The organism is Leifsonia sp. KNZ12-8B (assembly GCF_056755495.1).
In genome coordinates, this window is record NZ_JBPGXM010000067.1 from 1 (window position 1) to 20,284 (window position 20,284).

Here is a 20,284-nt window from a genome sequence, read left to right on the forward strand (position 1 = left end):
CCCCCCCCCCCCCCCCCCCCCCCCCCCCCCCCGCCGGCCCCCCCCCCCCCCCCCCCGCCGCCCCCCCCCCCCCCCCCCCCCCCCCCCCCCCCCCGCCGGCCCGCCCCCCCCCCCCCCCCCCCCCCCCCCGCCCCCCCCCCCCCCCCGCCCGGGCCCCACTTTTCCTGTACTCGCGGGCTGCGGGGAGGGAGACTCGGAGGGTGACGTACGAGGACCACCCGGAGCTGGCGGAGTACGAGCCGCTCGGCGAGCGGCCGCTCCGCGGGCGCTCGATGACCATCGCGACCCGCGTCTTCGTGGTGGTCGCGCTGGTCGCGCTCGTGCTTCCGGGCGTGCTGCTGACGATCAGCATCCAGACGACGACGGCCGGGTACACGTGCGACGTGTACGCCCGCCACTACGAGCCGGACTCGGTCGGCTCCTCCGCCCGCTTCGAGCTCGCCGGACCACTCGGCCCCGGCTGGCAGTGCTACGCGCTCAACACCGAGGGCGACGCGACCTGGGTCGCTCCGCTGGGCCTCATCCCCTCCACTCCGCACGACCTCCGCTAGCGCCGAGGGGCGTCGTTCTGTCGCTATCCGGACGGAATAGCGGCAGAACGACGCCCCTCGGCGGAAGGACGCGCGCGCGGCTCAGGCGGCCCCGTCGAACATGGAGGTGACCGAGCCGTCCGTGAAGACCTCGCGGATCGCGTCCGCCAGCAGCGGCGCGATCGGCAGCACCGTCAGGCGGTCCCAGCGCTTGTGCTCGGGCAGCGGGAGGGTGTCTGTCACGACCACCTGGTCGATCACGTCGCTCTGCAGCAGCTCCACCGCGGGGTCGCTGAACACGGCGTGGGTCGCGGCGACGACGACGCCGGTCGCGCCGTTGGCCTTGAGCGCCTCCGCCGCCTTCACGATGGTGCGGCCGGTGTCGATGAGGTCGTCGACCAGGAGGCACACGCGGCCCGCCACGTCGCCGACGATCTCGTGGACCGACACCTGGTTCGGGACGAGCGGGTCGCGGCGCTTGTGGATGATCGCGAGCGGCGCACCGAGCTTGTCGCTCCAGATGTCGGCGACGCGGACGCGGCCCATGTCGGGCGAGACGACGGTCAGGGTCGACGGGTCGAGCTCGCGCCGCATGTGCTCGAGCAGCACCGGCATGGCGAACAGGTGGTCGACCGGGCCGTCGAAGAAGCCCTGGATCTGCGCCGCGTGCAGGTCGACCGACATGATCCGGTCGGCGCCGGCCGCCTTGAAGAGGTCGGCCACGAGGCGGGCCGAGATCGGCTCGCGGCCGCGGCCCTTCTTGTCCTGGCGGGCGTACGGGTAGAAGGGGGCGACCACGGTGATCCGCTTGGCGGACGCGCGCTTCAGCGCATCCACCATGATGAGCTGCTCCATGAGCCACTCGTTGATCGGCGAGGTGTGCGACTGGATGACGAACGCGTCGGAGCCGCGGACGCTCTCGTCGAAGCGGGCGTAGATCTCGCCGTTGGCGAAGGTGCGGGCGTCCGTCGGGACGAGCTCGCTGCCGAGGGACTCGGCGATCTGGCGGGCCAGCTCGGGATGCGCGCGCCCCGAGATCAGAACGAGTCGTTTCTGGCCGGTCGCGGTGATCCCTGACACTTACTCTCCACTCTCGTCGCGGCCGCTGCCGTCCGCCGCAGCCTTGGCGGCCGTGTCGGCGTCGGTGCCCGGCCGCTTGTCCGCGACCCAGCCTTCGATGTTCCGTTGCGGGGCGACGGTGATGGCGAGGGATCCGGCGGGGACGTCCTTGCGGACGACCGTTCCCGCCCCGGTGTACGCTCCGTCACCCATCCTAACGGGCGCGACGAACACCGTGTTCGTGCTCGCCCGCACGTGCGACCCGATGGTGGTGCGGTGCTTGTTCACGCCGTCGTAGTTGGCGGTGATGACGCCGGCGCCGAGGTTGGACTTCTCCCCCACCTCCGCGTCGCCGACGTAGTTGAAGTGCGCGAGCTTGGTGCCGGCGCCGATGGTGGCGTTCTTGGTCTCGGAGAAGGTGCCGATCTTGCCGTTCTCGCCGAGCACCGTGCCGGGGCGGAGGTACGAGAACGGCCCGACGGTCGCTCCGGCGCCGATGACCGAGAGCGTGGCGTCGGTGCGCTTGACAGTCGCGCCCTCGCCGACCTCGCAGTCGAGGAGGGTGGTGTCCGGCCCGATGACCGCGCGCGTCTCGACCAGGGTGGCGCCGCGGATCTGGGTGCCGGGGAGGATCGTGACGTCGGGAGCGAGCTTCGCCTTCACGTCGATCCAGGTCGTCGCCGGGTCCTGGACGGTGACGCCGGCGAGCTGCCAGGTGCGCACGACGAGTGCGTTGAGCTTGGCGGCCGCGTCGCTGAGCTGGGCGCGGTCGTTGATGCCCTCGACGAGCCACGACTCGGAGACGGGCAGCGCGTCGACGTCGAAGCCGGCCTCCCGCAGCAGCCCGATGACGTCGGTGAGGTACTTCTCGCCCTGCGCGTTGTCGGTGGTCACCGCGGCGAGCCGGTCGCGCAGCTGCGACAGGCCGAAGAGGTAGATGCCGGCGTTGATCTCGCCGATCGCGCGCTCCTCCTCGCTCGCGTCCTTGTGCTCCACGATCCGGTCGAGCCGGCCCTCCGGGGTGCGGACGATGCGGCCGTAGCCGGTGGCGTCGGCCGGGAAGGTCGACAGGATGGTCGCGGCGGCGCTGCCCGAGCGGTGCGTCGCGATGAGCTCGCGCAGGGTGCCCGCGTCGAGCAGCGGCACGTCGCCGTTGACGACGAGCACGTCGCCCTCGAACCCGCCGGGGAGGGCGGCGATGGCCTGCTCGACGGCGCGGCCGGTGCCGGGGACCTCGTCCTGGTCGACGATGACCGCCTCCGGGAGGTCCGCCGCGATCACCTCGGTGAGCCGGTCGCGCTCGTGCCGCACCACCGCGATCACGTGCGCGGCGTCGAGCTCCTTCGCCGTGGCCAGCACGTGGGAGACGATGGGGATGCCGCCGAGCGGGTGCAGCAGCTTCGGGGTGGCGGACTTCATCCGCGTCCCCTGGCCCGCCGCGAGTACGACGATGGCGAGATTCTGGTCGGTCATGTCCCTCCCGGGGTCGGTGTGGCGGCGTGCCGCTCCGCCTCCAGGACTCGAACCTGGACCTCACAGCTCCAAAGGCTGTCGTGCTGCCATTACACCAAGGCGGACCGCGCCGATCGCGCGTATGACAGTCTGCCAGACCTCCACTTCGCCCTCCCCCAATAGCATGGGGGGATGCCGGATGCACAGGAGGTCGCGGGCGCGCGCGACGAGGTCGACCGCATCGTCGGCGCGTGGCGCAGGGAGCGGCCCGACCTCGACTTCTCGCCGCTGCAGGTGCTGTCGCGCGTCGACCGCCTCTCCCGCCACCTCGACCGAGCCCGCCGCGGGGCCTTCGAGCGCTCCGACCTCGACTCGTGGGAGTTCGACGTGCTCTCCGCCCTGCGCCGCGCGGGGGCTCCGTACCAGCTGAGCCCGAAGGCGCTGCTGCAGCAGACCCTCGTCTCCAGCGGCACCATGACGAACCGCATCGACCGCCTGGTCGCCCGCGGCCTGGTCGAGCGCCGCACCGACCCGAACGACGGCCGCGGCATCCTCGTGCAGATGACCGCGCAGGGACTCACCAGGGTCGACGCGGCGATCACCCGGCTCGTGGATGCGGAGGCGGACCTCCTGGAGGCGCTCTCGGCCGCCGAGCAGGAGCGCATCGCGGCACTGCTGCGCAAGCTGAGCCTGGGGTTCGACGTCGAGTCGTAGCCGCGGGCGGGCGTTCGCCGCGCTCCCAGGAGACCGTTATCGGGCTCTCATAAAATCGGGGCGATATGAAGCTCTCCCGCCTCAAGCGCCTTCCCGCCCGGGCCAAACGCGCAGCCCGCTACGAGATCCACGCGCACTGGAGGCGGCAGCCGCTGGTCCTCGGCTCCGTGCTCTACGAGTCCTTCTCCGGCAACGGGATGCTCGACAACCCCGAGGCGCTGTTCCGGGAGCTGCTGGCCGCGGAGGATCTGCAGCACCTCACCCACATCTGGGCGCTGTCGGACCTGAAGCAGTACCGCGCCGCCGTCGAGGAGTTCGCCGGGCATCCGCGCGTTTCGTTCGTCCGCTACGGCTCGGCCGCGTACTACCGCGCCCTGGCGACGAGCCAGTACCTCGTCAACAACGCGACCTTCCCGCCCGACTTCTCCAAGCGGCCCGGCCAGGTCTACCTCAACACCTGGCACGGCACCCCGCTCAAGCGGATGGGCTACGACATCGCGGGCGGCGCGCTGGCGACCGCGAACATCATCCGGAACTTCGTCCAGGCCGACTACCTGCTCGCGGCGAACCCGTTCATGTCCGTGCAGATGTACCAGACGGCGTACAAGCTCACCGGGGTCTACCGCGGCACCCTCATCGAGGAGGGCTACCCGCGCATCGACCGGCAGCTGGTCGACGATCGCGGGCGGGCGGACGTGCGCCGACGGCTCAACGAGGCCGGCATCCCGCTGGGCGACCGCAAGATCGTGCTGTACGCGCCCACCTGGAAGGGCGCCACCTTCGGCCGGCCCACCGACGACCTCGACGAACTGCTCGATCACATCGCCCGCATCGAGGAGCGCATCGACACGAGCCGCTACGCGGTGCTGCTGAAGACGCACCAGACCGTGCACAAGTTGGCGGTCGAGCGGCCGGAGCTCCGGCGGCTGCTCGTCCCGAACGAGATCCCGACCAACCTGGTGCTCGGCGCGTCCGACCTGCTGATCTCGGACTACTCGAGCATCTTCTTCGACTTCCTGCAGACCGGCCGGCCGATCCTGTTCTTCACGCCGGATCTGGCCGACTACGCCGGCACCCGCGGCCTCTACTTCGAGCCGGAGGAGTGGCCGGGCCCGACGTTCGCCTCCGCGCTGGAGCTCGGCGACGCCATCGCCGCGATCGCCGCCGACGGCGACCGGGTGCCGGAGAGCCATCGCGAGCGCTACCTGTCGATGCAGCGCCGGTTCACCCCGTACGAGGACGGCGGCGCCTCGGCCCGCGTGGTCGACATCGTGTTCCGCGGCGTGCGCGACGGGTACCGGCTGCGCTCGGACCTCGCGGACGACGGCCGCGAGAAGATCCTGCTGTACCTCGGCGGGATGCGGCCCAACGGGATCACCACCTCCGCGCTCAACCTGCTCAACAACATCGACCACGACCGGTACGACGTGTCGGCGTTCTTCGCGCAGAGCCGCTCCCGGGCGAGCGTCGCGAAGCAGGAGCAGATCAACCCGGCCGTGCGCCAGTTCCCGCGCGTCGGCGGCATGAACGGCGCCAAGCTCCGGCATCTGGCCAGGCACCTCGATTTCCGGCGCGGACGCATCGCGCAGCACGCCGACATCCCGGCGCAGAACCGGCTGTGGGACGACGAGTGGTACCGCTGCTTCGGCGAGAGCCGGTTCGACTACGTGGTCGACTTCTCGGGGTACGGGCCGTTCTGGGCGACGCTGCTCCTCCACTCGCCCGACGCCCAGCGGGCCATCTGGCTGCACAACGACCTCGCCTCCGACGCGCACCGCGAGGTGAACGGCGAGAAGCGGATGCTGCACAGCCTCACGCAGCTGTTCACGCTCTACGGGCAGTACGACCACCTCGTGTCGGTCTCCCCGACGCTCGCCGAGATCAACCGCGCGTCGCTCTCCGAGTACGCGAGCCCGGAGAAGTTCGTGTCGGCGCTCAACACGGTCGACGCCGAGCACATCCTCGAGAACGCCGCCGGCGACCTCCACGAGCTCACCTTCGACGAGGAGACCGGGTCGGTGCCGGACTGGGCGGAGGCCCTGATGGCCGGCGACGACATCACGACGTTCGTGAACGTCGGCCGCCTGTCGCCCGAGAAGAACCAGGCCAGGCTCATCCGCGCCTTCGCGGCCGTGCACGCCGAGAACCCGGCGACGCGGCTGGTCGTCGTGGGCTCCGGACCGCTCGCGGGCGACCTGGCGGCCCTGGTCGCCGAGCTGGGGCTCGAGGGCTCGGTGTTCCTCACCGGCATGCAGCGCAACCCGCACGCGATCATGGCCCGCGCCGACTGCTTCGTGCTGTCGAGCGACTACGAGGGCCAGCCGATGGTGCTGCTGGAGGCGCTGGTGCTCGGCCTGCCGATCGTCACGGTCGAGTTCGCCTCCGCCAAGAACGCCCTGCCGGCCGGCAGCGGCCTCGTGGTCCCGCAGACCGACGAGGGCGTGACCGACGGGATGCGCGCGTTCCTGCGCGGCGAGGTGCCGGAGAGCCGATTCGACCCGATCGCCTACAACCGCAAGGCGGTCGGCGAGTTCTACCGCGCGATCGGCGCGGTGCGCGAGCCGGTGCAGCAGTAGCGCCCTCCGCCGAGGGGCGTCGTTCTGCCGCCATTCGGGCGGAATAGCGACACAATGACACCCTTCGGGGGATGTGGGTGCGGGGATGTGGGTGCGGCGGATCCGGCGCTGTCAGGCGCGGGCGACGAGCGCGTGCACGTCGACGCCGGAGGGCAGCTCGCCGTACAGGGCGCCGCGGTCGAGGCCCAGCCGTGCGGCGACGAACGCGTCGGACACGGCGGCGGGCGCCGTGCGGATGAGCAGGGAGGCCTGGAGCGCGACCGCGAGCGCGGCCACGAGCGAGCGAGCCTGCGCCTGGGTGGGCGCGCCGTCGGCCGCCGCCTCCCGGAGCCTGCTCCGCAGCCGGTCGTGGTGGGCGTCGAAGGCCGCGTGCACGCCGCGCGCCGCCGCGAGCTCGGCGTCGAACGCCTCGCGCGGCGCCGGCTCGCGGGTGAGGGCGCGCAGCACGTCGAGCGCGATCACGTTGCCCGATCCCTCCCAGATCGCCATCACGGGCTGCTCCCGGTAGCGCCGGGCCAGCGGGAACGCCTCGGTGTAGCCGTTGCCGCCGAGGCATTCGAGGGCCTCGGCCGCATGCCCTGGCCCGCGCTTGCAGACCCAGTACTTGCCGGCGGCGGTGGCGAGCCGGCGGAAGGCGACCTCCTGCTCGGACGCGTCGTCGTCGTGCGCGCGGGCGAGCCGCAGCGCGAGCGCGGTCGCGGCCTCCGACTCGAGCGCCAGGTCAGCGAGCACCGCGGTCATCGCGGGGTGGTCGACGAGCCGCGCACCGAATGCCGACCGGTGCCTGACGTGCCAGGCGGCCTCCGCCACGCCCTGCCGCATCCCGGCAGCGCTGCCGAGCACGCAGTCGAGCCTGGTGCGGCTCACCATCTCGATGATCGTGCGGACGCCGCGGCCCTCCTCGCCGAGCAGGAAGCCGACGGTCCCGTCGAACTCCACCTCGCTCGACGCGTTGGAGCGGTTGCCGAGCTTGTCCTTGAGGCGCTGGATCAGGAAGACGTTGCGGGTGCCGTCCTCCAGCACACGCGGGACGAGGAAGCAGCTCAGCCCTGCCGACGTCTGGGCAAGGACCAGGAACGCGTCCGACATGGGCGCGGAGCAGAACCACTTGTGGCCGGTCAGCAGCCAGCGCCCGCCGCCGTCCGCGAGCGCGCGCGTCGTGTTGGCGCGGACGTCCGACCCTCCCTGCTTCTCGGTCATCGCCATGCCGAACAGCGCCGAGGACTTGCCGGCCACGAGGCGGCCGTCGTAGTCGCGGCTGAGCAGGCGCGGCATCCACTCGGCGGCGAGGTCCGGGTCCGCCGCGAGCGCCGGCACCGCGGCGTGCGTCATCGACACCGGGCAGGCGTGCCCCGGCTCGACCTGCGCGAACAGCATGAACGTCGCCGCCCGCGCGACCGCAGCGCCGGGCCGCGGGTCGGCGAACGCCGCGGTGTGGGCGCCCGCTTCCACGGCGGAGGCGAGGATGCGGTGGTAGCTCTCGTCGTACTCCACCTCGTCGATGCGCACGCCCCAGCGGTCGAAGGCGCGCAGCTGCGGCTCCCGGACGTTCGCCCGCTCGGCGTCCGCCTGGAACGCGGCGGAGCCGACGTGGCGACCGACGGCGCCGAGAGCGGTGAGCGCCCACCCGGCGTCATACCGCTCCACCGCCTCGCGCAGCGGCACGTTCGCGGCGAACTCGTCCACGTCGACGCGCGGCGGCGGCTGGTTCACGACGTCGTGAGTGCTCATGCGGGTGGAGTCTAATGCGCGCTCGCGGGCGCCGCCCGGCTCAGCCCTCCAGCCGCTCCGACAGCTCCAGCCAGGTGGTCTCCAGGTCCGCGATCTCGCCCTCCAGGCCGCGCAGCTGCTCGGTCAGGTCGCCGAGGCCGACGTAGTCGCTCTGGTCGTGGTCGGCGAGCGCCTGGTGGGTCGCCGCGACCTGGTCGGCGAGGCGGGCCAGGCGGCGGTCGATGGACGCGAGCTCCTTCTCGGCGGCGCGCAGGGCGGCGCCGGTGAGCGCAGGAGCCGCTGCGGAGCCCGAGCCGGCCCCGGCGGGAACGGCTGCCGCCGCGCCGCCGCGCACCGCCGACGCCGCCGAGGCGGAGGCCGACGGCGCCTGGCCCTTCCGCAGCCGCAGGTACTCGTCGATGCCGCCGGGGAGGTGGCGCAACCGGCCGTCGATCACCGCGTACTGCTGGTCGGTGACGCGCTCGACCAGGTAGCGGTCGTGCGAGACGACGAGGAGGGTGCCCGGCCAGGAGTCGAGGAGGTCCTCCATCGCGGCCAGCATGTCGGTGTCGAGGTCGTTGGTCGGCTCGTCGAGGATCAGCACGTTGGGCTCGTCGAGCAGGATGAGCAGCAGCTGGAGCCGGCGCTTCTGACCGCCGGAGAGGTCCTTCACGGGGGTGGACAGCTGCGCGTTGGTGAAGCCGAGGCGCTCCAGCATCTGCCCGGGAGACACCTCCTTGCCGCCCGCGAGGTAGGTCGTGCGCTTCTCCGCCACGACCGCGCTCACCCGCAGGTCCGCCAGCTCGTCGAGCTCGGCGAGCTGCTGCGTCAGGGTCGCGATCTTCACGGTCTTGCCGCGCTTGACCGTGCCGGCGCTGGGCTGCACCGTGCCCGCGACGAGTCCGAGGAGGGTCGACTTGCCCGCGCCGTTCACGCCGAGGATGCCCGTGCGCTCGCCGGGCGCGATGCGCCACTCCACGCCCTGCAGCACGGTCTTGGGCGGGTACTCGACGCCGACGTCGATGAGGTCGACCACGTCCTTCCCGAGCCGGGCCGTCGCCATCTGCGTCAACGCGACCGAGTCGCGCGGGGCGGGCTCGTCGGCGATGAGCGTCGCGGCGGCGTCCATCCGGAACTTCGGCTTGGAGGTGCGGGCCGGGGCGCCGCGGCGCAGCCACGCCAGCTCCTTGCGCATGAGGTTCTGGCGCTTGGTCTCGGCGACGGCGGCCATGCGGTCGCGTTCGACGCGCTGCAGCACGTACGCCGCATACCCGCCCTCGAACGGCTCGACGATCCCGTCGTGCACCTCCCACGTGCCGGTGGAGACCTCGTCGAGGAACCAGCGGTCGTGCGTGACGACGGCGAGTGCGCCTTGGCCGCTGGGCCAGCGGGTCTTCAGGTGCGCGGCGAGCCAGGCGACGCCCTCGATGTCGAGGTGGTTGGTCGGCTCGTCCAGGAACAGGATGTCGTGGTCGTGCACCAGGAGCGCCGCGAGCGCCACCCGCCGGCGCTGGCCTCCGGAGAGCTCGCCGATCGTCGCCTCCCAGCGGATGTCGGCCACGAGGCCCGCGAGCACGTCGCGGACGCGCGGGTCGCCCGCCCAGAGGTGCTCCTCGCGGTCGCCGACGATGGCCCGGCCGACCGTCAGGGCGTCCGGCAGCTCGTCGCGCTGGTCGAGCATCCCGACCGAGACATCGCGGCGCCGGGTGACCCGCCCGGCGTCCGGCTCCAGCCTCCCGGAGAGGAGGCCGAGCAGCGTGGACTTGCCGTCGCCGTTGCGGCCGACGATGCCGATGCGGTCGCCCTCGGCGAGCCCGAGCGTGACCGCGTCGAAGACGACGCGGGTCGGGTACTCGAGGTGGAGGGATTCGGCGCCGAGGAGATGAGCCATGAGGGTCTCCAGCCTACCGGGGACGGCGGCGCCGGACCTCCGCCGTCCCCCTCCAACGGGTGATTCCGGCGCTGCGGGAGCCATGCGATGATCCAGGGACCGGACGCGCGACCCGATCCCTGCGCGTCCTGGAACGGGGGTTGCAGTGCAGGACCGCTCCGGAGATCCCGCGAGAAGCGACGTGGCCACGGAGGACGACGCCGACGGAGGCGCCGCGAGGACCCTGTTCGGACGGGACCAGGCGCGCGAGACCATCCTGCTCGTCGCCCACCGTGCGGTGGACCGCGGCGGCGCCGTGCTGGTGACCGGGGAGGCAGGGCTCGGCAAGACCGCGCTGCTCGCGGACGTCGCCCAGCGGCTCGACGGCTGGACGGTGCTGCGCGTGCACGCCGACTCGTTCGAGTCCGACCTCGCCTACGCGACGGTCGAGACCCTCATCCGCGGGCTCAACGCGCTGCGCGGCGGCGACGCCTCGCGGCTGCCGCTGCCCGACCCCTCCGCGGACGCGCTCACGGTCGGGCGCCTGCTCCTCGACGCCATCGACGCGCTCGACGGGCCGGTGTGCCTCGTCGTCGACGACGCGCAGTGGGTCGACGAGCCGTCGGCGCGGGCGCTGCGCTTCGTCGTGCGGCGGCTCGCGGACCAGGGATTCCTGTTCACGGCGGCGACCCGGCCGCAGCCGAACAGCGTCATCGCGCTGTTCGACGACCTCGCGGCCGCCACCGTGAACCACGCGCGCGTCGACCTCGCCCCGCTGACGGTCGCGGACACCCAGGAGCTTGCGCAGCACCTCCTGGGCCACGCCATCTCGCGCCGCACCGCGACGCGGCTCACGGAGGCGACGCAGGGGTCGCCGCTGCTGCTGAGCGTCGTGCTGGGGCAGCTGCGCGAGAGCTTCGCCCGCGCGCTGCACCCGGCCGGGTGGGATCTGCCCGCCGCCGCCTCCGCATCCCTCACGACCGCGGTCGCCGCCGCACTCGAGGGCGCAGACCCGTCCGTGCGGGAGGCGGCTGAGACCGTCGCCGTCCTGCGCGACCCGCTCCCCCTCCCCCTCGTCGGCACGATCGCCGAGCGGATCGGGACGGCCGTGGACATCCCCGGCGCCGTCTCCCGCGGGCTGGTCCACGCGGGCCAGCGCGACGGCGTCGTGTGGGTGGAGGCGGCGCATGCCCTGCTCGCCGACGCCCTCGCCGCCGGCGTGCCGCTGGAGCGGCGGGTCGCCCTGCACCGGGCCGCCGCCGACGTGCTCACCGGGCACCGCGCGCTGCGGCACCGGGTCGAGGCCGCCGACCGCACCGACCCCACCCTGGTCGACGAGCTGCTCGCGGCCGCCCTCGCGAGCGCCGACCGGAACCAGCCGGAGCAGGCGCTCAGCTACGCCCGGTCCGCCGTCCACCTCGCGTCCGGCGCCGAGCGGGAGCGCGCGCTGATCGAGATCGGCCTGATCGCGATGCGGTTCCGGCTGCACGAGCGCATCTTCGACCTCCGGGAGGCGATGGAGGCGCTGCCCGCCAGCCCGGCGCGCGACGCGGTCCTCCTCGAGCTGCGGACGCTGACCGGCGACATCCCCGGCGCCCTCGCCTTCGGCCTCGCCCTGGAGGCCGCCACCGACGACGAGCCTGACGCGCGCGCGATCCGGGTCCACACCGCCGAGGCGCTGCCCAAGGTGTTCATGGCGATGGGCGATTTCGGCGCGGTGCTCGACCACCTCGAGCGGGCACGGCGGCTGATCGCGGACTGCCCGGCTCCCGACGAGATCGCGGACCCCGCCCTGCGCTGGATGGCGGAGCCCGAGGAGCACCTGGTGCGGCTGCTCGGCTGGGCGCTCATCTCCTCGGCGCACGCCAGGCGGCCGGACCTGTTCCAGCCGCTCACCGCCGAGCTCGACAGCCTCCTGCGATCGCACGAGTCGCCGGCGGCGATCGACGCGCTGGTCGGCCGGGCCCGCGTGTACATCCTCGGCGGGCAGATCGAACCGGCCCGCGCCGACCTCGCCCGCGCCAACGCGCTCGTCCGGCGGTTCCCCGGCAGCTGGACCGCCGGCTTCGCCCGCACGATCCACGCGCACCTCCTCTTCCTCGTCGGCGAGTGGGAGGAGTCGGTCACGCTCGCCGACACCGCGGTCGCCCTCGCCCTCGACGAGACCGACCTGTCGTGCTGGCCGATCGCACTCTGGACCTCCACCCTCGTGCGGGCCGGGCGCGGCGAGGCGGAGGCCGTGGAGGAGCGCCTGCGCGCCGCCGCCGAGGCCCGCCCCGGCATCACCGGCTCGTACGACGGCGACCTGCCGTACCTCGCGCGCGCCGAGCTCGCCCGCGCGCTCGGCCGTGCCGCCGACCAGCTCGCCGCCACCGAGGAGGCGGAGGCCGCGGGCAACCGCGGCTCGAACCTCGGCTGGCTGACGTACCGCGTCGACGCGCTCGCCGCGCTCGGCCGGCCGGCGGAGGCGCGGGAGGCGTTCGAGCGCTGCGCCGCGCCCGGCCTCTGGCGCCCCTACTACGGCGGTCTGCGCTGGCTGGAGGGCCGCGTGCTGCAGGCGGAGGGCCGGACGGCCGAGGCGCGCGCGGCCGCCCTCGCGGAGCTCGACGATCCGGCGGGCGGCCTCTTCCCCTTCCCGCGCGCGATCGCCGCGCTCGACGCGGGACTCCTGCTCGGCGGCTTCGGCGGCGCCGCCGACCGCAGCGCCGCCGGGGACGACGTCGCCGCCTCCGCCGAGGACCGGGCGCGGGCCGTCGACCTCCTGGAGCAGGCGGCGACGACGTTCCGCTCGCTCGGCGCCTCCGGCTACCTGACCCGCGCCGCGCGGGCGCTCGACCGGCTGCGCCCGGCGGCGCCGGACGCCACGGGGGCCGAGCCCTCCGGGGCGGCAGCGGCGGCCGGAGCGGCCACCGCCTCCGACCCGCTGGCCGCGCTGACCACGCGCGAGCGGCAGGTGGCGCACGCCCTCGCGGCCGGGATGACGAACAAGGAGATCGCCGAGCGCCTCTACGTCTCGGTGACGACCGTCAACTTCCACGTGCGCAACATCCTCGCCAAGCTCGGCCTGCGCTCGCGGCGCGACCTGCGCGGACTCGCGCTGGGCCGCCGGTCGCCGCGGGGCGGACCCGTCAAGAGTTGACGGTTTTCCCCCGCCGGCTAGGGTCGCGGGGGCACGGCTCGGTAGCGTTGAGATCACCTGGGATGCCCGGTCGCGCGGATGGAAACGCTTCCGAATCGACGAATCGTCTCAACCCGACATACGCGCGATCCGGGCATCCGCGGGCAGCCTCCGCACGCTCCACGCCCTCCACACCGCCGTCACGTCCGGACTTCTGCCCGCGACACGCCGGGTCGAGGCGCGCACAGGTCCGGAAGGGATGGCGGCTCCGGTCGTCAGTCGCCCAGGATGCGGGCGCCGTGCACCGGGCCGACCGCGCGCACCGCGGTGAGCCGCGCGGCGCTGAGCGCGATCTGCAGGTCGAGCGCCGAGTCGAGATCGGCCGTCAGGAAGGCGACGGTCGGGCCGGAGCCCGACACCATCCCGGCGAGCGCGCCGTTCAGCTCGCCCAGCTCGAGCACGTCCGCGATCTGCGGGGCGAGGTGGATGGCCGGGGCCTGGAGGTCGTTCGTCAGCGCGTCCGCGAGCATCTGCGGGTCGCCGGCCCGCAGCGCCTGCAGCACGGCCGAGTCGACGGTCGGCGACAGCTGGGCGGGCGCGATGTCCCGCGCGTGCCGCTCGCGGTGCTGGTCGAGCTCCCGGTAGACCTGCGGTGTGCTGAGCTGCGTCTCGGGCAGCGCGAGCACCCAGTGGAACTGCCCGGTCGCGAGGGCGGGGCTCAGCTGATCGCCGCGGCCCGTGCCGACGGCGGTCCCGCCGACGAGCGCGAACGGCACGTCGGCACCGAGCCGCGCCGCGAGCGCGAGCAGCTCCTCCCGGCCGATCTCCGTGCCCCAGAGCGCGTCGCACGCGACCAGCGTGGCGGCCGCGTCGGCCGAGCCTCCGCCCATCCCGCCCGCGATGGGCACCTGCTTGTCGATCTCCAGGCGCACGCCGGCCGCGTAGCCGGTGTGCTCGGCGAGCAGGCGCGCGGCCTTGATCGCGAGGTTCGTGTCGTCGGTCGGCAGCGCGCTCGCGTCGATCGAGCCGCCGAAGGTCACGGAGAAGTCGTCGGCCGGGTACGCCCGCACGTCCTCGTACAGCGAGACGGCCTGGTACGCCGTGGCGACGTCGTGGTACCCGTCCTCCATGACGGCGCCGACGCGCATGAAGACGTTGATCTTGCCCGGCGCGCGCACGTGCACGACGTCCGCGTCCCACCCCGCTCCCGCGTCGACCATGGCTCAAACCTACACAGTCGCAGGGAGCAGGACGCGCTGGGCGCGGGGTGCCGTCACGCCCGGGCGGCGGCGAGCCGCGCGAAGTCGTCGAGGGTGAGCTGCTCGCCGCGGAGCGTGGGCTGCAGGCCGGCCGCCTCCAGCGCCTCCGCGGCCGCCGACGGCTCGCCGTAGACGGGCGCGAGCGACTGCCGGAGGGTCTTGCGGCGCTGCTGGAACGCGGCGTCCACGAGCTGGAACGTGCGCCGCCGCAGCTCCTCGTCGCCGAAGGGCTGCTCGTGCCGCTCGAAGCCGACGAGCACCGAGTCGACGTTCGGCACCGGCCAGAAGATCTGCCGGCTCACGGTGCCGGCGGTGCGCCAGCGCCCGTACCAGGCCGCCTTGACGCTCGGGGCGCCGTACACCTTGGAGCCGGGATCGGCGGCGATCCGGTGGCCGACCTCCGCCTGCACCATCACGACGCCGGAGCGCAGCGACGGGAAGTGCTCCAGGAGGTGCAGCAGGACCGGCACCGAGACGTTGTACGGGAGGTTCGCCACCAGTCGCGACGGCTGCTCCGGCAGCTCGGTGATCGCCAGCGCGTCGCGGTGGATCACGGTCAGGCGCGCGGCGGCGTCCGGCGCGAGCTGTGCGACCGTCACGGGGAGCTGTTCGGCGAGCCGGCCGTCGATCTCGACCGCGACGACGCGGGCGCCCGTCTCCAGGAGGCCGAGGGTGAGCGACCCGAGGCCGGGGCCGACCTCCACGACGACGTCCCCCGCCTCCACCTCGGCCACGCGGACGATGCGGCGGACCGTGTTGGCGTCGATGACGAAGTTCTGGCCGAGCTTCTTGGTCGGCGTCACACCCGTGAGCTCGGCCAGGTCGCGGATCTCGGCGGGGCCGAGCAGGCGCACCTCGCTCACGCGATGATCCCGATCGGCTGCGTCGGCGGGGGCCCGACCGGCTCGCTGTCCCAGCGGCCGTAGACCAGCTCGGTGTTGGAGTTGATCTGGGCGGCGAGCGTGGAGGGGTCGGTGCCGATGATCTCCGCCATCGCGCGGAGCGTGTGCGGGATGAGGTAGGGCGCGTTCGGCCGGCCGCGGTACGGCGTCGGGGTGAGGAAGGGCGCGTCCGTCTCGACCATGATGAGGTGCCGCGGGGCCGCGGACAGGGCCTCCCGCAGGTTCGGCGCGTTCTTGAAGGTGATGTTGCCGGCGAACGACATGTACCAGCCGTTGTCTGCGCAGACCCGGGCGAGCTCGGCGTCGCCGGAGAAGCAGTGGAACACCGTGCGCTCCGGCGCGCCGACCCGCTGCAGGGTGGAGACGACGGCCGCGTGCGCGTCGCGGTCGTGGATCTGCAGGGCGAGGTCGTTCTGCTTCGCGATCTCGATGTGGGCCTCGAAGGACCGGAACTGCGCGTCGCGCCGGGGCCCCGCCTCGGTGCGGAAGAAGTCGAGCCCGGTCTCGCCGACCGCGCGCACGCGCGGGCGGGTGGCGAGCTCGGCGATCACGGCGAGCGCGTCGTCCAGCTCCCCGCGCTCGGCGTAGTCGGGGGCGTCGTTCGGGTGCAGCGCGACCGCCGCGAGCATCCGCGGCTCGATGGCGGCCATCTCGGCCGACCACCGCGAGGTCTCGACGTCGTTGCCGACCTGGACCACGCCGCGCACGCCGACGCTGGAGGCGCGGTCGAGGTGCTCCCGGTAGTCCAGCGGCTGCTCGCCGTCGGCGATCTCGAGGTGGGTGTGGTTGTCGTAGACCGGGACGGTCAGCGCCTCCGGCAGCGGAGGGTACGCGAGGTCCCGGCCGTCGGTGACGTGCCGCTGCCGGATGAACGCCGGGTCGGTCATGCGCCCGGCACCGCGTCCGCGTCGATCCGCGGGAACAGCGCCTGGAGCGGGCTGACCGTCGTGCCAGGCGGCAGCTGCCCCCAGTCGCCGGCGCTGCGCAGCCGCTGCGCGTCGAGGGCGCCCAGCGAGCCGGACGCGCCCAGCGCGTCCCACAGCTTCGCGGTGGCCTGCGGGATCACCGGCGAGAGCAGCACGGCGAGCGCACGCAGGCCCTCCGCCGCGGTGTACAGCACCGAGCCGAGCCGCTCGCGCTGCGTCTCGTCCTTGGCGATCGACCACGGCTCCTGGACCGTGATGTACCCGTTCAGCTCGTCGACGACGGTCCACACGGCGGTGAGGGCGTCGTGGATGGCGAGCCGGCTCATCGCGGCGTCGGCGTCGGCCGTGGCCTTCGCGACGACGCGCTGCACGGCCAGGTCGGCCTCCTGGTACACGCCGGCGGCCGGGACCACGCCGTCGAAGTACCTGGTCACCATGGCGACCACGCGCGAGGCGAGGTTGCCGAAGCCGTTGGCGAGCTCGGCCTGGTAGCGCGCCGAGAGGTCCTCCCAGCTGAAGGAGCCGTCCTGGCCGAACGCGATGGCGCGCATGAAGTAGTAGCGGAACGCGTCGGAGCCGAACGTGTCGGTGATCTGCGTCGGCGCGATGCCCGTCAGCTTGGACTTCGACATCTTCTCGCCGCCGACGAGCAGCCAGCCGTGCCCGTACACCCGGTGCGGCACCTCCAGCCCCGCGGCCATCAGCATCGCCGGCCAGATGACGGCGTGGAAGCGGAGGATGTCCTTGCCGACGATGTGGGTCGCGGGCCAGCGGCGTTCGAACTCCGCGTCGTCCTGCCCGTAGCCGATCGCCGTGACGTAGTTGAGCAGCGCGTCGAACCAGACGTAGACGACGTGCGCCTCGTCCCACGGCACCTTGATGCCCCAGTCGAAGCTGGAGCGCGAGATGGAGAGGTCGCTGAGGCCCTGGCGCACGAAGCTGACGACCTCGTTGCGCGCCGACTCCGGCTGCACGAACTCGGGGCGCTCCTCGTACAGCGCGAGCAGGCGGTCGGCGAAGTCGCTCATCCGGAAGAAGTAGTTCTTCTCCTGCAGCAGCTCGAGGGGCTTCGAGTGGATGGCGCACACCTTCTGGCCCTCGTACTCGCCCACGCCGTCGACGATCTCGCTCTGCGGCTTGAACTCCTCGCAGCCGACGCAGTAGAGCGCCTCGTACTCGCCCGCGTAGATGAACCCGTCGTCGTACAGCTTCTGCAGGAACTTCTGCACGTTGGTCTCGTGCCGCTCGTCCGTGGTGCGGATGAAGTCGTCGTTGGCGATGTCGATCGTCTTCAGCAGCGGCAGCCACTCGTTCGTCACCAGCCGGTCTGCCCACTCCTTCGGGGTGGTGCCGTTGGCGGTCGCGGTGCGCAGGATCTTCTGCCCGTGCTCGTCGGTGCCCGTCAGCAGCCAGGTGTCGTCGCCCGCCTGGCGGTGCCAGCGCGCGAGGACGTCCGCCGCGACCTCCGTGTACGCGTGCCCGATGTGCGGGACGTCGTTCACGTAGAAGATCGGCGTTGTGATGTAGAACGAGGAGCCGTCGGACATGCAGACCATCCTACGGGCGCGAGCGGGCCCGTCCCGGCGTGTTACCCGCTCGCTCAGCGGCGGCGCTCCAGGGCGGCCTGGTAGAGGTCGCGGCGGCCGAGGCCCGTCGCCTCGGCCACCTCGGCGGCGGCGTCCTTGAGGCGGGTGCCGGAGGCGACCAGCGCGAGCACCTGCTCGAGCGCCGTCTCCGGGTCGGCTGCGCGCGGCGGAGCGCCCGCCACGACGATCGCGATCTCGCCGCGCACGCCCACCGCCGCCCACTCCGCGAGCTCGGCGGCGGTGCCGCGCCGCACCTCCTCGTACAGCTTGGTCAGCTCCCGGCACACCACGACGCGGCGGTCGTCGCCCAGCTCCGCGGCGAGATCGGCGAGGGAGGCGGCGAGCCGGTTGGGCGACTCGAAGAACACCATGGTCCTCGGCTCGGCGGCCAGCGCGCGCAGGGCGGAGCGCCGCTCCCCCGGCTTGCGCGGCAGGAAGCCCTCGAAGGTGAAACGGTCGGTGGGGAGGCCGGAGACGGCGAGCGCCGTCAGCACCGCGCTCGGGCCGGGCAGGGCGGTGACGCCGACGCCGGCGGCGGCCGCGGCCTCCACGAGGTGGAACCCGGGGTCGGAGACCGTGGGCATGCCGGCGTCGGAGAGCACGACGACGTCGCCGTCGCGGGCGAGGTCGACGAGCTCGGCGGCGCGGTCGCGCTCGTTGTGGTCGTGCAGGGCGATCAGGCGGGGCCGGTTGGCGACGCCGAGGCCGGCCAGGAGGCGCTGGGCGACGCGGGTGTCCTCGGCCGCGACGACGGCGGCCTCGCCGAGCACCTCGACCAGCCGGGCGGAGGCGTCGCCGAGGTTGCCGATGGGGGTGGCGGCGAGGATGATCATGCCCTCCAGTCTGACAGGGCCTCTCCACAGGCCAGGCCGGACGACGGGCTCTGCACCGGATGTGCGCCTCCAGCCGATCCTGGGGCGCCGCGCCCTAGCATGGCGTGGTGACCTCCCTTCCGCTCACCGATCCCGCCCTGCCCGCGGCCGCGCCCGTGCCGCTCGGCAGCAGGCTCGACGACTGGTGGGCGCGCGTGCTCCGCACGCCGCTGCGGCTCCGGATCTGGTACTGGGGCGCGCCGATCGGCGTGACGCTGCTGGCGGCGGTGCTGCGACTGTGGAACCTGGGCTCGCCGCACGCGCTCGTCTTCGACGAGACGTTCTACGTGAAGGACTCGTGGACCCTGCTGCACCTCGGCTACGAGGGGAGCTGGCCGGCCAAGGCGGATCAGAGCTTCAACGCCGGGTCGGTCGACGTCTTCGAGAGCGATCCGTCGTTCGTGGCGCATCCCCCGCTCGGCAAGTGGATCATCGCGCTCGGCATGGCGGCGACCGGCGCGGGCAACTCCTTCGGCTGGCGGGTGTCGACGGCGATCGTCGGCATCCTCGCGGTGCTCGTCGTGTTCCTCATCGCGCGGGCGCTGTTCCGCTCGACCGTGCTCGCGACGATCGCCGGCTTCCTGTTCGCGATCGACGGGCACGCGATCGTCATGAGCCGGGTGGCCCTGCTCGACAACTCGGTGATGTTCCTGGCGCTGCTCGCGTTCGGCTGCCTCCTGCTCGACCGGCGATGGCATGCGGACCGCCTGGCCGCGCGGCTCGTGGCGGAGCGGTCGGAGGGGCGCGACCCGGCCTGGGGGCCGGTGCTGTGGTGGCGGCCCTGGCTGATCACCGCCGGCTTGCTGTGCGGGCTGTGCGCGGGGGTCAAGTGGAGCGGCTTCTACTTCCTCGCGTTCTTCGCCGTCTACACCGTGGTGGTCGATGCGCTGGCGCGGCGGCGTGAGGGCATCCCCTTCTACGCGAGCGGCGCGCTGCTCAAGCAGGCGCCCGCGACCTTCGTGCTCATGGTCCCGATCGCCTTCGTGGCCTACGTCGCGACCTGGACCGGCTGGATCGCCACCGACGGCGGCTACTACCGGCACTGGGCGGAGTCGGTGCACGCGCAGTGGGGCGGCCTGCTGTCGTGGGTGCCGCTGTGGGTGCAGAACCTCTGGCACTACCAGACGGAGATGTACAACTACAGCATCAACCTCCACGTGCCGCACCCGTATCAGTCGAACCCGCTCACCTGGCTGCTGCAGATCCGGCCGACGAGCATGTACTACGTCGGCACGACGATGGGACAGTCCGGCTGCACGTCGTCCAGCTGCTCGGCGGCGATCACGTCCCTCGGGAACCCGCTCATCTGGTGGGCGGCCACGGCCGCGGTGGTGTTCGTCGCCTACCGGCTGGTGCGGTACCGGGACTGGCGGCTCGGCCTCATCCTCACCGGACTCGCGGCGGGGTACGTGCCGTGGCTGCTCTACATGGGCCGCACGATCTTCACCTTCTACTCGATCGCCTTCGAGCCCTACCTGATCCTCGCCCTCACGGCCGCCATCGCGGTCGTGCTGGGGTCGCGCCGCGACCCGGAGCGGCGACGCCGGACCGGGATCGCCTGGGTGACGGTGTTCCTCGTGGCGGCGACGCTGGTGAGCGCGTTCTTCTGGCCGATCTGGACCGGCCAGCAGGTGCCGTTCTGGTTCTGGCAGATCCACATGTGGCTGCCCAGCTGGGTGTGAGCCGGGGAGCTGTCTCTTATACACATCT

General features: G+C 73.1%; 14 protein-coding genes and 1 tRNA gene. 5 read left to right on the forward strand and 10 right to left on the reverse strand.

The features are described 5' to 3' along the window. Nucleotides 1–200 precede the first annotated feature (200 nt). Entirely contained in the window at nt 201–551 is a 351-nt protein-coding gene (locus ACR9ZG_RS11210) for a hypothetical protein (protein ID WP_481284917.1), read from the forward strand. Between the two features lie 81 nt (nt 552–632). On the opposite strand, the gene ACR9ZG_RS11215 is transcribed toward ACR9ZG_RS11210, so the two are convergent. The 3 genes from ACR9ZG_RS11215 to ACR9ZG_RS11225 form a co-directional block, all read right to left on the reverse strand. Further along, nucleotides 633–1,610: a ribose-phosphate diphosphokinase gene (locus ACR9ZG_RS11215; RefSeq protein WP_481284918.1), complete on the reverse strand. Its 978-nt coding sequence runs from the start codon at nt 1,608–1,610 to the stop codon at nt 633–635. Beyond that, on the reverse strand, nt 1,611–3,062 hold the full coding sequence (gene glmU, locus ACR9ZG_RS11220; RefSeq protein WP_481284919.1) for a bifunctional UDP-N-acetylglucosamine diphosphorylase/glucosamine-1-phosphate N-acetyltransferase GlmU: 1,452 nt from the start codon (nt 3,060–3,062) through the stop codon (nt 1,611–1,613). 32 nt (nt 3,063–3,094) lie between these two features. Then, a tRNA-Gln gene (locus tag ACR9ZG_RS11225) sits at nt 3,095–3,166 on the reverse strand. Nucleotides 3,167–3,233: 67 nt separating this feature from the next. Between ACR9ZG_RS11225 and ACR9ZG_RS11230 the strand changes: the two genes are divergently transcribed. After that, the gene (locus tag ACR9ZG_RS11230; RefSeq protein ID WP_481284920.1) at nt 3,234–3,755 is read left to right on the forward strand and encodes a MarR family winged helix-turn-helix transcriptional regulator; all 522 of its coding nucleotides are present in this window, start codon (nt 3,234–3,236) and stop codon (nt 3,753–3,755) included. 65 nt (nt 3,756–3,820) lie between these two features. Further along, complete coding sequence (locus tag ACR9ZG_RS11235; RefSeq protein WP_481284921.1) at nt 3,821–6,331, forward strand: CDP-glycerol glycerophosphotransferase family protein; 2,511 nt, start codon at nt 3,821–3,823, stop codon at nt 6,329–6,331. 111 nt (nt 6,332–6,442) lie between these two features. On the opposite strand, the gene ACR9ZG_RS11240 is transcribed toward ACR9ZG_RS11235, so the two are convergent. Then, nucleotides 6,443–8,062, reverse strand: a complete 1,620-nt coding sequence (locus tag ACR9ZG_RS11240) for an acyl-CoA dehydrogenase family protein (RefSeq protein ID WP_481284922.1) — start codon at nt 8,060–8,062, stop codon at nt 6,443–6,445. A gap of 40 nt (nt 8,063–8,102) precedes the next feature. Then, nucleotides 8,103–9,932, reverse strand: a complete 1,830-nt coding sequence (locus ACR9ZG_RS11245; RefSeq protein WP_481284923.1) for an ABC-F family ATP-binding cassette domain-containing protein — start codon at nt 9,930–9,932, stop codon at nt 8,103–8,105. 181 nt (nt 9,933–10,113) lie between these two features. On the opposite strand from ACR9ZG_RS11245, the gene ACR9ZG_RS11250 reads away from it, so the two are divergent. Further along, a complete protein-coding gene (locus ACR9ZG_RS11250; protein WP_481284924.1) occupies nt 10,114–13,050 on the forward strand; it encodes a helix-turn-helix transcriptional regulator in 2,937 nt (978 codons plus the stop codon). Between the two features lie 254 nt (nt 13,051–13,304). On the opposite strand, the gene ACR9ZG_RS11255 is transcribed toward ACR9ZG_RS11250, so the two are convergent. The 5 genes from ACR9ZG_RS11255 to rsmI are packed head-to-tail and all read right to left on the reverse strand — an operon-like array spanning nt 13,305 to nt 18,535. Continuing rightward, nucleotides 13,305–14,249 carry a 4-(cytidine 5'-diphospho)-2-C-methyl-D-erythritol kinase gene (locus ACR9ZG_RS11255; RefSeq protein WP_481284925.1) on the reverse strand — a complete coding sequence of 315 codons (945 nt, stop codon included), beginning with the start codon at nt 14,247–14,249 and terminating at the stop codon, nt 13,305–13,307. A 53-nt stretch (nt 14,250–14,302) separates the two neighbouring features. After that, on the reverse strand, nt 14,303–15,151 hold the full coding sequence (gene rsmA, locus ACR9ZG_RS11260; RefSeq protein ID WP_481284926.1) for a 16S rRNA (adenine(1518)-N(6)/adenine(1519)-N(6))-dimethyltransferase RsmA: 849 nt from the start codon (nt 15,149–15,151) through the stop codon (nt 14,303–14,305). Next, the gene (locus tag ACR9ZG_RS11265) at nt 15,148–16,077 is read right to left on the reverse strand and encodes a TatD family hydrolase (protein WP_481284927.1); all 930 of its coding nucleotides are present in this window, start codon (nt 16,075–16,077) and stop codon (nt 15,148–15,150) included. The genes rsmA and ACR9ZG_RS11265 overlap by 4 nt, the downstream gene beginning before the upstream one ends. Beyond that, on the reverse strand, nt 16,074–17,663 hold the full coding sequence (gene metG, locus ACR9ZG_RS11270) for a methionine--tRNA ligase (protein ID WP_481284928.1): 1,590 nt from the start codon (nt 17,661–17,663) through the stop codon (nt 16,074–16,076). Before metG ends, ACR9ZG_RS11265 begins: the two co-directional genes overlap by 4 nt. A 53-nt stretch (nt 17,664–17,716) precedes the next feature. Next, the gene (gene rsmI, locus ACR9ZG_RS11275; protein WP_481284929.1) at nt 17,717–18,535 is read right to left on the reverse strand and encodes a 16S rRNA (cytidine(1402)-2'-O)-methyltransferase; all 819 of its coding nucleotides are present in this window, start codon (nt 18,533–18,535) and stop codon (nt 17,717–17,719) included. 107 nt (nt 18,536–18,642) lie between these two features. Between rsmI and ACR9ZG_RS11280 the strand changes: the two genes are divergently transcribed. Next, nucleotides 18,643–20,256 (forward strand): dolichyl-phosphate-mannose--protein mannosyltransferase, encoded by a 1,614-nt coding sequence (locus ACR9ZG_RS11280; protein ID WP_481284930.1) that lies wholly within the window; start codon nt 18,643–18,645, stop codon nt 20,254–20,256. Nucleotides 20,257–20,284 lie beyond the last annotated feature (28 nt).